Source organism: Pseudoxanthomonas sp. 97-1-1 (assembly GCF_057773125.1).
Map to the genome: position 1 here is coordinate 824,828 of NZ_JBYMTJ010000001.1, position 13,263 is coordinate 838,090.

14 protein-coding genes are annotated in these 13,263 nt (G+C 65.5%); 5 read left to right on the forward strand and 9 right to left on the reverse strand.

Annotation, left to right across the window (positions count from 1 at the left end; all coding sequences use genetic code 11):
* The first annotated feature begins 73 nt into the window (after positions 1–73).
* Entirely contained in the window at positions 74–1,141 is a 1,068-nt protein-coding gene (locus AC3DET_RS03945; RefSeq protein ID WP_488390771.1) for a sensor histidine kinase, read from the forward strand.
* Here AC3DET_RS03945 and ppnN read toward each other — a convergent pair.
* The 5 genes from ppnN to grxD form a co-directional block, all read right to left on the reverse strand.
* Positions 1,123–2,505, reverse strand: a complete 1,383-nt coding sequence (ppnN, locus tag AC3DET_RS03950; protein ID WP_488390772.1) for a nucleotide 5'-monophosphate nucleosidase PpnN — start codon at positions 2,503–2,505, stop codon at positions 1,123–1,125. The two genes, AC3DET_RS03945 and ppnN, sit on opposite strands and share 19 nt — an antisense overlap.
* Before the next feature lie 130 nt (positions 2,506–2,635).
* The gene (locus tag AC3DET_RS03955) at positions 2,636–6,085 is read right to left on the reverse strand and encodes a TonB-dependent receptor (RefSeq protein WP_488390773.1); all 3,450 of its coding nucleotides are present in this window, start codon (positions 6,083–6,085) and stop codon (positions 2,636–2,638) included.
* Positions 6,086–6,346: 261 nt separating this feature from the next.
* Positions 6,347–6,949: a YhgN family NAAT transporter gene (locus AC3DET_RS03960; protein WP_142123704.1), complete on the reverse strand. Its 603-nt coding sequence runs from the start codon at positions 6,947–6,949 to the stop codon at positions 6,347–6,349.
* The gene (locus tag AC3DET_RS03965; RefSeq protein ID WP_337730373.1) at positions 6,946–7,692 is read right to left on the reverse strand and encodes an SDR family NAD(P)-dependent oxidoreductase; all 747 of its coding nucleotides are present in this window, start codon (positions 7,690–7,692) and stop codon (positions 6,946–6,948) included. The genes AC3DET_RS03960 and AC3DET_RS03965 overlap by 4 nt, the downstream gene beginning before the upstream one ends.
* Entirely contained in the window at positions 7,689–8,009 is a 321-nt protein-coding gene (grxD, locus tag AC3DET_RS03970) for a Grx4 family monothiol glutaredoxin (protein WP_142123702.1), read from the reverse strand. Before grxD ends, AC3DET_RS03965 begins: the two co-directional genes overlap by 4 nt.
* Before the next feature lie 157 nt (positions 8,010–8,166).
* Between grxD and AC3DET_RS03975 the strand changes: the two genes are divergently transcribed.
* Complete coding sequence (locus AC3DET_RS03975) at positions 8,167–8,745, forward strand: superoxide dismutase (RefSeq protein WP_093300497.1); 579 nt, start codon at positions 8,167–8,169, stop codon at positions 8,743–8,745.
* Between the two features lie 78 nt (positions 8,746–8,823).
* Here AC3DET_RS03975 and AC3DET_RS03980 read toward each other — a convergent pair whose 3' ends face one another.
* Complete coding sequence (locus tag AC3DET_RS03980) at positions 8,824–9,966, reverse strand: 5-(carboxyamino)imidazole ribonucleotide synthase (RefSeq protein ID WP_446537579.1); 1,143 nt, start codon at positions 9,964–9,966, stop codon at positions 8,824–8,826.
* Positions 9,963–10,472, reverse strand: a complete 510-nt coding sequence (purE, locus tag AC3DET_RS03985; RefSeq protein WP_337730375.1) for a 5-(carboxyamino)imidazole ribonucleotide mutase — start codon at positions 10,470–10,472, stop codon at positions 9,963–9,965. Before purE ends, AC3DET_RS03980 begins: the two co-directional genes overlap by 4 nt.
* A 67-nt stretch (positions 10,473–10,539) precedes the next feature.
* On the opposite strand from purE, the gene AC3DET_RS03990 reads away from it, so the two are divergent.
* From AC3DET_RS03990 to AC3DET_RS04000, 3 genes are read left to right on the forward strand one after another with little or no spacing between them, the layout of a single operon-like run.
* On the forward strand, positions 10,540–10,809 hold the full coding sequence (locus AC3DET_RS03990; RefSeq protein WP_488390774.1) for a Trm112 family protein: 270 nt from the start codon (positions 10,540–10,542) through the stop codon (positions 10,807–10,809).
* Positions 10,806–11,672 (forward strand): carboxylating nicotinate-nucleotide diphosphorylase, encoded by an 867-nt coding sequence (gene nadC / locus AC3DET_RS03995; RefSeq protein WP_488390775.1) that lies wholly within the window; start codon positions 10,806–10,808, stop codon positions 11,670–11,672. Before AC3DET_RS03990 ends, nadC begins: the two co-directional genes overlap by 4 nt.
* Before the next feature lie 7 nt (positions 11,673–11,679).
* Positions 11,680–12,015: a DUF3301 domain-containing protein gene (locus AC3DET_RS04000; protein ID WP_446537582.1), complete on the forward strand. Its 336-nt coding sequence runs from the start codon at positions 11,680–11,682 to the stop codon at positions 12,013–12,015.
* 50 nt (positions 12,016–12,065) lie between these two features.
* Here the strand turns inward: AC3DET_RS04000 and AC3DET_RS04005 are convergent, their stop codons facing one another.
* Together AC3DET_RS04005 and AC3DET_RS04010 are read right to left on the reverse strand one after the other, a co-directional pair.
* Positions 12,066–12,518, reverse strand: a complete 453-nt coding sequence (locus AC3DET_RS04005) for a ClpXP protease specificity-enhancing factor (RefSeq protein WP_142123695.1) — start codon at positions 12,516–12,518, stop codon at positions 12,066–12,068.
* A gap of 70 nt (positions 12,519–12,588) precedes the next feature.
* Positions 12,589–13,224, reverse strand: a complete 636-nt coding sequence (locus AC3DET_RS04010; RefSeq protein WP_142123694.1) for a glutathione S-transferase N-terminal domain-containing protein — start codon at positions 13,222–13,224, stop codon at positions 12,589–12,591.
* Positions 13,225–13,263: the final 39 nt, after the last annotated feature.

The following is a 13,263-nucleotide window of genomic DNA, read 5'->3' on the forward strand; positions in this document are numbered from 1 at the left end:
TGAAAGGCAGGGAGGCTGTCCGGGGGGCGGTCGGTCGGGGCATCATGGGGACGTCAACGATGCCGACCTCCCGATGCCGACCTCCCGTAACGCGCCTCTCAGCCCTCTCGATACCTTGTGGCAGGCCAGGACGCTGATCTGGACGGTCCTGGCGGGAGAAGCGCTGGCTGCGGTGCTCACCGTCGCCCCGGGAACGGAGGGCGACCGGCTGACTTATTTTGGCGTCGCATCCTTGGCGATCCAATGGATCACGCTTACGTCGCTTTGCATGCTCTACCTCGTCCGTCGCTGGCTCCGCGATGTGAGCCCGCCTGTCGTGGCACAGCTCGGATTGGGTGCATTGTTGCTGGCAACCTGGCTTGTCCTCTTCCTAGCCTGGCTGACACTCCGGGATCTGGCGCCACCGCCTCAAGAAGGCTGGCGCGGCTTCATCCTGCGCGTCACCTCGATAGCCCTGATCATGGGCCTGCTGGGCCTGGGCGCCTTCCAGGCGCAGTGGAAAGCGAAGCAACTCGCCGTCAATGCCGAACACTCCAAGCTCCAGGCCCTGCAAGCCCGCATCCGGCCGCATTTCCTGTTCAATACCCTCAACACCGGCATCTCGCTGCTGCACGCAAAGCCCGACACCGCCGAACGGTTGCTGCTGGACCTTTCGGACCTGTTCCGGGCTGCGCTCTCGACGCGGGACACCATTCCCCTTGCCGAGGAACTGTCGCTCGCGCGTCGCTATCTGGAGATCGAGCAGCTACGGCTGGGTGATCGACTGCGCCTGACGTGGGAACTTCCCAGCACCCTGCCCGACGTCAGGGTTCCGACCCTGTCGATCCAGCCGCTAGCGGAAAACGCCATCCGGCACGGCATCGAGCCCTCCACGGGCGGCGGAGAGGTGAGCATCCGGGTTGAAGTGGGGCCAACGGAGCTTCGGGTATCGGTGGCCAACACTCTGCCCTCCGACTCCGTGCGGGTCGCGACGGGCCACCAGGTAGGACTCAGCTCGGTGCGTGCCCGCATCGATGCCCTGACCCAGGGCCTGGGCGGTGTCAGCATCAAGACAACGGATGATCGCTACCTGGCGACCATCCGCATGCCGTACGACGCATCAGCCGCTGATAGTTCCAGGCCTCAGGTCACCACGCGATAGCAGGGCTTGTACTCGCCCGCGATCTTCATGCGCCGTTGCTCCACGAAAGCGCGCAACAACGCGTCCAGCGCCTGCATCATCGCCGCGTCGCCGTGGATCTCGAACGGACCGAACTCCTCGATCCGGCGCATGCCGTCTTCCTTGACGTTGCCCGCGACGATGCCGGAAAACGCGCGCCGCAGGTCGGCGGCCAGGTCGTGCACGGCGCGTCCCGGCCGTAGTTGCAGCGCTGCCATCGCTTCATGCGATGGGACGAACGGCTGCTGGTAGTCCTCGGGAATCTGGATGGCCCAGTTGAAGAAAAACGAATCCTTGTGCTCGATCCGGTACTCGCGCACGCGTCGGACGCCCGCGATCATCTTCTTCGCGACGGCCACGGGGTCGCCGATGATGATCTCGTAGCGTTCGGCGGCCTCATCGCCCAACGTCAGGCGGATGAAGCGGTCGATCTGCTCGAAGTACGGTGCGGCGATGGTCGGGCCCGTCAGGATCAGCGGGAACGGCAGGTGCGCGTTGTCTGGGTGCAGCAGGATGCCGAGCAGGTACAGGATCTCTTCGGCTGTACCCACGCCGCCCGGGAACACGATGATGCCGTGGCCGATGCGGACGAACGCCTCCAGGCGCTTCTCGATGTCCGGCATGATGACCAGGTGGTTGACGATCGGGTTCGGCGATTCGGCGGCGATGATGCCCGGCTCGGTCACGCCGATGTAGCGGGTCTTGGCGCGGCGCTGCTTGGCGTGCGCGATCGTGGCGCCCTTCATCGGCCCCTTCATCGCACCGGGGCCGCAGCCGGTACAGATGTCCAGCCCGCGCAGGCCCAGCTCGTAGCCGACCTGCTTGGTGTAGAGGTACTCGTCGCGCGAGATGGAATGGCCACCCCAGCAGACCACCAGGTTGGGATCGCTCGGCTTCAGGATCCGCGCGTTGCGCAGCAGGCGGAACACCGCGTTGGTGATGCCGGCGGAAGATTCCAGATCGGCCGCATATTCCGGACCCAGTTCGATCGCGGTATACGCCAGGTCGCGCACGACGGCGAACAGCAGCTCGGCCACGCCACGGATGATTTCGCCGTCAACGAAGGCCATCGAAGGCGCGTTGATCAGGTCGATGCGGACGCCGCGGTCCTGTTGCAGTACCTGGATGTCGAAATCCGGATACAGATCGCGCGCGGCGCGCGGATCGTCTGACGCGCTGCCGCTGGTCAGCACGGCCAGCGCGCAGCGGCGCAGCAGTTCGTGCATGCCGCCGGAGGAGGCGTCACGCAGGCGCGCCACTTCGGCGCGGGAAAGCACGTCCAGGCCACCGCGCGGGTAGATCCGCGCGTCCTGCACCGGCAACGCCCTCGATGCCGTTTCACTCATGGGTTGTTCCTGTCTTCGTTCGTCAGAGGCGGGACTTTAGCGCAGTCCCCGGGGCCTGAGGAGCCCGCCCAAAAGAAAACGGCCGGGTTGCCCCGGCCGTTCGTGTTGCGTTCCGCGATGTCGCTGCGAATCAGAACTCGTACTTCAGACCCACCTGCAGCGACCACTGCGAGATGCCGTTGGTCTGGCCGTCGGCGTTGGTCGGCATGCCGTACGCAGTCGCCTGGCCGAACTCCGTGCCCGAGCGGTAGCCGTACACGTACTGGCCGTTGTGGATGCCCTGCAGCGTCGCCACGGCGTTGTTGGCATTGAAGCCGTAGTCGAGGACGTGGCCCCAGTCCTTGTTGATCAGGTTGCCGACATTCTGGATGTCCAGCCAGATCTTGGACTTGTGGCCTTTCATGAAGCCAGGCAGTTCCTGGCTGATGCGGATGTCGAACGTGTTGACCCAGCCGGAGGTGAAGCCGTTCTCGGGCGCGTAGGTCCCCTTGTAGCGGCTCAGGCCGTCCTGCTGTTCCAGCCACGTCCAGAAGGCCTGCTCCATCGCTGCGTTGGCAACAAACCCGCCGGTCGGGGTAAGCGTACCGAACTTGACGTCGTTGCCCGTGCCGTTCGGCACGTAGAACAGGTCGTTGAACGTGCGGTTGTCGCCGTTCGCGTCGCCCGAGAAGATGTAGCTGAACGGACGGCCGCTGCGGCCTTCGTAGACCAGGCCCACCTGGGTGGCGTAGTCGCCGAAGAACTTGTGCGTCCAGTTCAACGAGCCGCTGAAGCGATCCTTGATCTCGTAACGCGCGGTCGAGCTGGTCGGCTCGTTGATGTTGACACCCAGCTGCGAGCCGTAGCCCGAACCTGCGGTGGAGCTGGTCAGCGCCGACACTTCCTCGGCGTTGGTGCGGGTGTAACCCAAGCTCCAGGACCAGTCGCTTTCGGTCGAGAACGGCTTGGTCAACGAGACGGTCAGCTGCTGACCCTTGCCCTTGTTGGTGTTCTCCAGCAGGAAGACATCGCCGAAGTAGGCGTTGCGGTTGTAGCGTGCACCATTGGTGATGGTCGTGTTGGGCGCATTGCAGGGGTTGCTATTGTTCTGGCACGAGCTGGTGTTACCGAACGGACGCGGGCTGTTCGGGTTCCAGTACAGCACGCGACCGTCCGGACCGAGGTAGCCGGGACCGACGTTGAGGCTGCGGTAGAACAGGCCATTTTTGACGTCGGTCAACAACAGTTCGGCCGATGCGACGATGCCATTCCACGGCGTCTCGACGTCGATCGCCAGATTGGCCTTCCATACCGACGGAAGTTCGAAGTCATCGCTGATGGCGTTGACGTTACGCACGCCCGCACCAGGCGTGGTCGGCACGTTCTGGTTCAGGCCATCGGCACTGAAGGGCACGGTCTGCCAGGCGCTGAGGTTCTGGTACGAGACGTAGTTCATGCCCGTGCTGCTGTAGGCGTTGCCCACCCACACATTCGGGGCGTCACCCTGGAACAGACCCACGCCACCACGCAGCTGCATGGAGCGCTCGCTGTCGAAGGTGTAGTTGAAGCCGAAGCGCGGCTGGATGATGTAGTCGCCGTTGTAGGTGTTGTTGTTGGCAATGCCGAAGCCGCCGGTGTAGCCGGTGCCGCAGGCAGCGTTCACCGTGCCCGGGGCGGCGGCGAAGCACTCGTTGAACGGCGGGTTGGGGCTGGCACTGGGCTTGTCTGCACGCAGGCCGAGGGTCAGCGTCAGGTTCGGCGTGACGTACCACGTATCCTGGACGAAGAAACCGAGGCTCTTGTTCTTGTAGCGCGCGGCGATGGCGTCCGGATTGGCCGGATTCGTCTGCAGGTCGTAGTCGAAGTACTGGCCGCGCAGCAGGTTGCTGAAATCGGACACCCGCACGCCGTTAACGAGAGGCCGTGGGACGTAGAAGCTGTAATTGCCCCACGAGTCCTGCAGGAAGAAGTTGTAGATCTCACTCTCGCTGTACTCGGCGCCGAACTTGATGTCGTGGTCGCCGATAGTCCAGGTACCCGAGCCGAAGTAGTTCCACGTCTCGGTCATCAAGGCATTGCCGGGCGAGCTGCGCTCGGTGCCCAGGCGGATGGCGTCCAGGCCTGCGAAGCTATTGCTGTTGCTGCCGATCGGGCTGTCGTTTCCATTCTGGGCAACGCCGTCGTCGAAGTAGACCTGGATGGTCGGTGCGTTGGTCGGACTGATGCGGATCGCCGAGTAGTCGCGATATGACACCTTGAGCTCGGTCGAGAATGTGTCGGACCAGTCGCTGAACAGCTGGCCGACGTAACTCTCCACGGTCTTGGCATGGTTGAACCAGTTCGAGCTCAGCGCCAGAACGCTGGCCGTCGAGGCTTCCGGGCGCACGCGATTCTGCTCGAGCTTGCTGTAACGGAGGCTGGCGCGATGGGCGTCGCTGATGTTCCAGTCCAGCTTCAGCGCATACTCTTCCAACTCGGTGTCGCCGCCGCCGGTAAGGCCACCGGCGTCGAAACCCCACTCGTCGAGTGCGATGCGCTGCACTTCGGCCAAGTCTGCGGCAGTGAAGTCGGCATTGCCGGTGGCCAGCGGGTTGGTGCCCTGGCTCTTGCCGGCCGGTCCGATGTTGGTCTGCTTGAACTTCTCATAATTGGCGAAGAAGAACAGCTTGTCCTTGATGATCGGGCCGCCAAGGGTCACACCCCAGGTCGACTCGTCGTCGTATTCGTCGAACGGCATGCCGGTGACGTTGACTGCCGTGCTGCCGGCGACGCGCCCCGGATAGTCGCCGAACCAGTCGCCGTCACGGTACGTGCCATACACCGAACCATGGAATTCGTTGGTACCCGACTTGGTCACCGCGTTGACGTTGGCACCGGCAGCGCCGGACATCGTCACGTCGTAGTTCGACAGATTGACGTCGATGGCTTCGATGGCTTCCATCGAGACCGGCTGGCGCTGGGTCGGCATGTTATTGCCTTCCAAGCCGAAGGTGTCGCTGGCCGACACGCCGTCGATGGTGATCTTGTTGAAACGCGGGTTCATGCCACCGGCGGTGATGCTGCCGGAAGCGCGGTCGCTGAAGGTCACGCGCGGGTCGAGGCGCATGTAGTCCTGGATGTTGCCATTGACCGACGGCAGGTTCTCGATGGTGACGCGGTCGACGCTGGTGCCCGAACCCATCTTGGTGGCGCTGAACACTTCCGAGCCGCCGGTGAAGCCCACGGCCGTCACGGTCTCCAGGGTCGTCAGGTCGCCGGTCAGCGCCGCGTTGACGGTGTTCACCTGGTTCAGCGTGAGGAAGACGTTGTCCTCGGTCTTGGTACCCGAGCCCGACTTGGTGATCGTCACTTGGTAAGGACCGCCCACGCGCAGGCCGCGCGCGTTGTAGCGACCGCTGGCATCGGTGGTGGCGCGGCTGACCGTGCCGGATTCGACGTGGGTGATGGTCACCTCGGCGCCGACGACGGGCTGGCCGCCATTGTCGGTGACCAGGCCGCCCACGCCGGCCGAGGTGCTCTGCGCGAAGGCAGGCGCGGCGGCGAGTGCGACGACGAGGCCAAGGCTGAGCTTGGACAGGCGAAGACGACGGGATTGGTTCATCGGATAAACCTCGGTACGGGAGTGATGTGGCGAAGCTGGCTGACGAGACGTGCGGAACCACCCGGTGGGTCGGTTCTGAAGGGCGTGCTAGGGGTTCCCATGGCCCACGCGTCGTTCGCGGAGGTTAATAACAGGTTAACACGATAGGACCATTTTGTGACCGCGGCATGACAATGTTCCGCACTGCAGCATGAGCGTGCAGCCCCAAGGCGGATGGTCGCCGCCGGACCCTGCCCTCAGCGGGCCGGAGCGCCTGAACTGTCAGATGTTGGGCGGGGTCAGCTTCAGGTAGGTGCCGATGCCATCCAGGACCATTTGCACGGAAATGGCGACCAGAAGCATGCCCATTAGCCGCTCGATCGCGGTCAAGACACTTCTTCCCAGCCACTTGTAGAGCACTGTCGCCGAGAACAGGATCGCTGCGGTGGCGCCCCAGGCCAGCAGGAGCGCCAGACTCCAGTCGCCGAGCCGGGACGGGTCGTTGCTGCCCATCAGCATGACGGCGGCCATGCCGGACGGGCCGGCGACCAGCGGGATGGCCAGCGGCACGATGAAGGGTTCGCCCCCGGGCAGTTCGCCCATCAGGCCCTCGGGCCGGGGGAAGATCATCCGCACGCCGATCAGGAACAGGACGATACCGCCGGCGATGGCGACCGATTCCTGGCGCAGGTGCATCATTTCCAGCGCGTACTTGCCGCCCCACAGGAACAGCATCAGCACGACCAGCGCGATAAGCAACTCGCGTACCACCACGATGCGCTGGCGACGCGGTGGCAACGGCTTGAGCACGCTGAGGAACACCGGAATGTTGCCCAGCGGATCCAGGATCAGGAACAGCAGCAGGGCCGCCGACAGGACGGTCATGCCCGCACCTTCCATATCTGCCCCCTGTGCGCTGCGCCCGCAGATGACAGCAGGGTGACACAGGCCGCCGCGTAATCGGCGGCGTCCCGGGCCTGTGCGTCGTTGTCGTCGGCATAGGCGCGAGAGCGCAATGCGGTCCGCATCGGCCCCGGCTGCAGTGCGGCGACACGCACGCTGCTGCTGGCGAGTTCGGCGTGCAGCATGCCGACGAGCGATGTCAGCCCATGCTGGGCCACGCCATACGCGCCCCAGTACGCCTGGCCCACCCGTGCGAGATCGTCGACGCTGAAAACCAGCGCCGCGTCGTCCGACTGCTTCAGCAGGGGCAGGCAGGCCTGCGACAGCCACCAGGGCGCGGTCAGGTTGACGTGCACGACACGCGCGAACGCGGCGGGGTCGGTATGTTCCAGCGGCGTCAGCCCCTTGAACTCGGCGGCGCAATGCAGCACGCCGTCCAGACGACCCAGCGCGGCGTGCAGGCGGTCGGCGAGTTCGGCGTAATCGTCGGGCGTCGCGCCTTCCAGGTCGAGTGGATACAACAGGGGTTCCGCGCCCACTTGCGACACGGCGTCGTAGATCCGGTTCAACTTCGGAACCTTGCGGCCCAGCAACACCACCGTGGCGCCCGCTTCGGCACAAGCGACCGCCGCCGCACTGCCCAGCCCGCCATGCGCGCCACTGACCAGCACCACACGCTGGTCCAGGGCACGCGGTGCACGCTTGGGCAACCCGACCAGGCTCACTGCGACAGCGCCTCGGCCACGATCCGCTGCAGTTCGCCGGACTCGTGCAGCTCCAGCGTGATGTCGCAACCGCCGATCAGTTCGCCATTGATGAAAAGCTGGGGAAACGTCGGCCAGTTGGAGAAGCGCGGCAGGTTGGCGCGGATCTCGGGCTCTTCCAGCACGTTGATGGTGTAGACATGCTCCGCGCCCGCTTCGCGCAACGCGTGTACCGCACGGCTGGAGAAGCCGCACATCGGGAACTGCGGCGTGCCCTTCATGAAAAGGACGATCGGGTGGCCATCCACTTCGGCCTGGATGCGTTCCATCACCGGCATGCTGATTTCTCCTTCCTTGACGGTTTGGCAACCATCGTCGGGTACACTTTCGGTCCGTTCCGCCGGCTTCGCCCGCGGATTGCATAGTGTAAGCCCTCGCATCGCTCCGACGGTGCCCGCACCCCCTTTTTACCCGCCTAGCGTAAGGAACCGAGCCATGGCCATCGAACTTCCCCCCCTGCCCTACGACCGCACCGCGCTGGAACCGCACATCTCCGGCGAGACGATCGACTTCCACTATGGCAAGCACCACAAGACCTATGTGGACAACCTCAACAAGCTGATCGAGGGCACCGAGTTCGCCGACGCATCGCTGGAAGAGATCGTGCGCAAGTCGCAGGGCGGCATGTTCAACAACGCCGCGCAGGTGTGGAACCACACGTTCTACTGGAACTGCCTGAAGCCCAACGGTGGCGGCGAGCCGACCGGCAAGCTGGCCGAACTGATCAACAAGACCTTCGGCGACTTCGCCAAGTTCAAGGAAGAATTCACCAAGACCGCCATCGGTACCTTCGGTTCCGGCTGGGGTTGGCTGGTGCAGCGTCCGGACGGTTCACTGGCCCTGGCCAGCACGTCCAACGCCGCCACCCCGCTGACCGGTGAAGACAAGCCGCTGTTGACCATTGACGTGTGGGAGCACGCCTATTACATCGACTACCGCAACGCGCGACCGAAGTACGTCGAGTCGTTCTGGGCGCTGGTGAACTGGGACTTCGTGGCCGGCAACCTGCGCTGATCCACAGGCTCCGCTTCAATGCAGAAACGGCCGGGGAGACCCGGCCGTTTTCGTTTCCTTCCTGCAGGAACCGCAAAGTCAGGCGGACAGGCGCCCCACGACAGGCGCTACCTGAGCTTCACGCCCCAGCGCCGATCCCACGCGACGCAACGCTTCGGCCAGGAGGGCGGCATCGTCGGCACGCAACGTGGCATGGCCGACCTTGCGCCCGGCCCGCGGCTCCTTGCCGTAATCGTGCCAATGCCCGCCCGCTTCCTGCAGGACCGCGCCCGACGCCGGCATTTCACCGATCCAGTTGAGCATGCAGGCATGGCCGAGCACCCGCGTGTCGCCCAGCGGCAAGCCGAGTACCGCACGCAGGTGGTTCTGGAACTGCGAGGTTTCGGCGCCTTCGATCGTCCAGTGGCCCGAGTTGTGTACGCGCGGCGCCATCTCGTTGGCCAACAGCTCACCGTCGCGATAGAACAGTTCGAGCGCGAACACGCCGACGTAGTCGAGCGAGTCGGCCAGGTGCCGCGCATGGGCGCACGCGGCGCCTGCCAGCGCTGCGTCGACACTCGCAGGCGCCAGGCTGGCCGACAGCACGCCATCGACATGCCAGTTCTCGGTCATCGGCCATGTACGGAACTCGCCGTCACGGCTGCGTACGGCGATCACCGACAGTTCCCTCTCGAACGGGATGAACGCCTCCACGATCAGGCCGACGGTCGCAGCCTGCGCACCGAGCGCCTGCCAGGCCGCGTCGACGTCCGCCACCGACCTGATGCGGAACTGGCCCTTGCCGTCGTAGCCCAGCCGACGCGTCTTGAGGATGCAGGCACCGCCCAGTTGCTCGACCCCGGCCTGCAACTGCGCGCGCGTTTCGATATTCGCGAAGGCACCTACCGGAATGCCGAGTTCGCGGAACAGCGTCTTCTCGACCAGGCGATCCTGCGCGACGGCGAGCGCGCGCGGATTCGGGAACACCGGGACGCGATGCGCGAGCCACTCGGCGCTTTCCGCCGGCACATTCTCGAAATCGAAGGTGGCCACGTCGACTTTCGACGCGAACTCGGCCAACGCGGCTTCGTCGCGGTAGTCGCCGACGAGCAGCGGAGCGAACTGGCCGGCGCACGCATCGGCCGCCGTATCCATCACCAGGAAGCGCAGGCCCAGCGGCGCGCCAGACAATGCGAGCATGCGCGCGAGTTGCCCGCCGCCCAGGATGCCGACCGTGGTCATAGCGGCTGGCGGGGATCGTCGTGCGCCATCACATCCTCGGTCTGGCGTGCACGGAAGGCGGCGAGCGCGGCACCGATGGCCGGATAGTCGGAAGCCAGCAGGGCGGCAGCGAAGAGGCCTGCATTGGCGGCACCTGCATTGCCGATCGCGAACGTCGCCACCGGAATACCTGCCGGCATCTGCACGATGGACAGCAGCGAGTCCATGCCGTTGAGCGCCTTCGACTGCACCGGCACGCCGAGCACCGGCACCGCCGTCTTCGCCGCCAGCATGCCTGGCAGGTGCGCGGCCCCTCCCGCGCCCGCGATGATCGCGCGCAGCCCGCGTGACCCGGCGGCGTCCGCGTACGAGAAGAGCACGTCCGGCGTGCGGTGCGCCGACACCACTTTCACCTCGTAGGGAACGCCCAACGCATCCAGCTTCTGCGCGGCATGCTGCATGGTGTCCCAGTCCGAGCGGGAACCCATCACGATGCCCACCACGGGGCTGGAAACGCTGGCGGTCATGGCCGTCCTCGGTCGCAAAGACGTATTCTACCCTTCTGACCGAACCGCTGATCGAGTCCCCATCCCGATGGATCGCAAACTGCTCGACCTCCTCTGCTGCCCCACCACCCGCCAGCCACTGGCCGTGCTTGATGCCCGCGGCCTGGAGGCGCTCAACCGCGCGATCAGTGCGGGCCAGGTCAAGCGCGCCGACGATACCGTGCAGGCCGAACCCTTGCGCGAGGCGCTGGTCACGCATGACCGCAAGACCGTCTACCGCGTAGAGGACGGCATACCCGTGCTGCTCGCAGAAGAAGCGATCGCCACGGCGCAGGCGGGCGAATTCGCCAGCCGATGAGCACGCGCCCTGTACCCCCCGCCGCTGACGCGATCGCCGACGACGTGGCGCGCGCGCTGGCCGAAGACGTGGGCAGCGGCGACGCCACGGCGTCATTGCTGCCGGACGTGGCGGACATCGCCTACCTGCTCTGCAAGGAGGAGGCCGTCATCGCCGGACAGCCGTGGTTCGATGCCTGCCACCGTGCGCTCGATCCGGACGTACGGATCGACTGGCGTTTCCAGGACGGTGACCGGGTCCCGGCCGGCACCGTGTTGGCCACGCTGGAGGGACGCGCGCGCGCGCTCGTGACGGCGGAGCGTTCCGCGCTCAATTTCCTGCAGACGCTGACGGGGACGGCCACGGTGACGGCCACTTACGTCGATATCGTGCGTGGCACCGGCTGCACGATCCTGGATACGCGCAAGACCTTGCCCGGCCTGCGGCTGGCGCAGAAATATGCGGTCCGCTGCGGTGGCGGCCAGAACCATCGCATGGGCCTGTACGACGCCGTGATGCTGAAGGAGAACCATGTCCGCGCGGCGGGATCGCTCACTGCGGCGATCCGCGCAGCGCGCCATCTGCAACCGTCGCTGCCGCTCATCGTCGAGGTGGAGACATTGGCCCAACTCGATGAAGCACTGGCTGAAGGCTGCGAGCGCATCCTCGTCGATGACTTCGATGCGGAGACGCGACGCGACGCGGTCCGTCGCGCGAAGTCCGCACCGTATTCCGGCCGCATCCCTCTCGAGGTCTCCGGCGGGGTCGATCTGGGCACGCTGCGCGCCATTGCGGAAGACGGCGTGGATTTCGTTTCCATCGGCGGACTGACCAAGCATGTCCGCGCCATCGACCTGTCGATGAAACTCGGCCCGGCGCCATGAGCAACGCATGTCGCCACTGAGCGCCCTGTTATGGCTGATCGCCGCGGCGGCTGCGTTCGCCTACTGGAATGCGGCGCGCGCGGCGGCGGAGCGTGCAGGCGCGCTTGGCCGGAATGCCTGCCAGGCAGCCGGGGTCATCTGGCTTGACCAGAGCGTGCATGCGAGCGGACTACGTCTGCGGCGCGGCGAAGATGGCTGGCTGGGCTTCGAGCGCAGCTTCCGCTTCGAGTATTCCCACGACGGCATCGATCGCCATGTGGGGCGGCTGGTGCTGCGCAAGGGCCAACTGGTCTCGTTCGTCGGGCCGGTCGCACGCGCCGTCACGCCGCTCGATCTGCACTGAGTCCGCTACCGGGGTCTGTCGACCTATCCGCGCGGGAGCGCGATACAGACCTATTTCACCACGCGCAGGAACGGCGGGCGCTTGCCCGCTGGCGGCGGTGCATCGTCATCGGGTGGCGTGTCCGGAGAGGGCGGCTGGTCGTCGTCACCACCACCGGCATCGGGATCGTGTGCCACGTCGTCCGGCAACGCCATGCCCTGCCCGGTTTCGCGCGAGTAGATCGCCAGCACGGCACTGACCGGCACGTACACGGCCTGGCTGACCCCGCCGAACCGCGCAGTGAAGCTGACCGCCTCGTTGTCGATCAACAGCCGCACCACCGCACGTTCGGCGATGTTCAACACCACCTTGCCTTCCTTCACCGCGCTGACGGGCACCTGGACGCCCGCCTGCGTGGCGTCCACCAGCAGATGCGGCGTCATGCCGTTGTCGGCGATCCATTCGTTCAGCGCCCGCAACAGGTACGGGCGATGGCTGGTCATGCGGGGCGTGGCGTCAGTCATTTCGCGTCTCGGCTGCCGGTCGCTGGGCTGTCCTGCAATGCCTGCGAACCAAGCCTTGCTCGGATGCCGGCTAAGCCGGGATCTCGCGCAGCTTCCTCTCCGCATCCGTCAGGCTGCGCAGGAAACCGGGGTGGCGGAAGATGCGGTTGCCATAGTCCTCGATCGCCTTGCCGTCCTTCGGCAGCGGCACATCGAGCGAAGGCAGGCGCCAGATGATCGGGGCCATCGCACAGTCGGCCAGGCTCATTTCGGGGTTGAGGAAGAACTTGCTCGCCTTGAACAGCGGCACCGAGGCGGTCAGCAATTCCTTCAGGCGCTTGCGGCCCGCTTCGACCTGCTGCTTGTTGCCCAGCTGGATGGCCTGGACCTGGGGCACCCAGTCGTGCTCGATGCGCAGCATGGCCAGCCGCAGGCGTGCGCGCGACAGCGGATCCACCGGCATCAGCGGCGGATGGGGATAACGTTCGTCGAGGTACTCACTGACCACGGACGCGGCGTACAGCACCAGGTCGCGCTCCACCAGGGTGGGCACGGAATGGTAGGGATTCAGGTCGATGAGGTCTTCGGGCGGATTCTGCGGATCCACCGGCACGAGGTCGTAACTGACGCCCTTGGCGGCGAGCACCAGCCGCACGCGGTGGCAGAGCACGTCATCGGTGGAAGAAAACAGCGTCAGTGTATTGCGCATACGTGGACTCGCAGCCATTCACGGCTCTCCGACGATCGGAATCCGCCGATCGCACCG

What these genes read in the sequence shown, in the direction of transcription:
- AC3DET_RS03945 (WP_488390771.1), top strand. Translation starts at nt 74, where the DNA reads ATGCCGACCTCCCGTAACGCGCCTCTCAGCCCTCTCGATACCTTGTGG.
- ppnN (WP_488390772.1), bottom strand. Translation starts at nt 2,505, where the DNA reads ATGAGTGAAACGGCATCGAGGGCGTTGCCGGTGCAGGACGCGCGGATC.
- AC3DET_RS03955 (WP_488390773.1), bottom strand. Translation starts at nt 6,085, where the DNA reads ATGAACCAATCCCGTCGTCTTCGCCTGTCCAAGCTCAGCCTTGGCCTC.
- AC3DET_RS03960 (WP_142123704.1), bottom strand. Translation starts at nt 6,949, where the DNA reads ATGACCGTCCTGTCGGCGGCCCTGCTGCTGTTCCTGATCCTGGATCCG.
- grxD (WP_142123702.1), bottom strand. Translation starts at nt 8,009, where the DNA reads ATGCCGGTGATGGAACGCATCCAGGCCGAAGTGGATGGCCACCCGATC.
- AC3DET_RS03975 (WP_093300497.1), top strand. Translation starts at nt 8,167, where the DNA reads ATGGCCATCGAACTTCCCCCCCTGCCCTACGACCGCACCGCGCTGGAA.
- AC3DET_RS03980 (WP_446537579.1), bottom strand. Translation starts at nt 9,966, where the DNA reads ATGACCACGGTCGGCATCCTGGGCGGCGGGCAACTCGCGCGCATGCTC.
- purE (WP_337730375.1), bottom strand. Translation starts at nt 10,472, where the DNA reads ATGACCGCCAGCGTTTCCAGCCCCGTGGTGGGCATCGTGATGGGTTCC.
- AC3DET_RS03990 (WP_488390774.1), top strand. Translation starts at nt 10,540, where the DNA reads ATGGATCGCAAACTGCTCGACCTCCTCTGCTGCCCCACCACCCGCCAG.
- nadC (WP_488390775.1), top strand. Translation starts at nt 10,806, where the DNA reads ATGAGCACGCGCCCTGTACCCCCCGCCGCTGACGCGATCGCCGACGAC.
- AC3DET_RS04000 (WP_446537582.1), top strand. Translation starts at nt 11,680, where the DNA reads ATGTCGCCACTGAGCGCCCTGTTATGGCTGATCGCCGCGGCGGCTGCG.
- AC3DET_RS04005 (WP_142123695.1), bottom strand. Translation starts at nt 12,518, where the DNA reads ATGACTGACGCCACGCCCCGCATGACCAGCCATCGCCCGTACCTGTTG.
- AC3DET_RS04010 (WP_142123694.1), bottom strand. Translation starts at nt 13,224, where the DNA reads ATGGCTGCGAGTCCACGTATGCGCAATACACTGACGCTGTTTTCTTCC.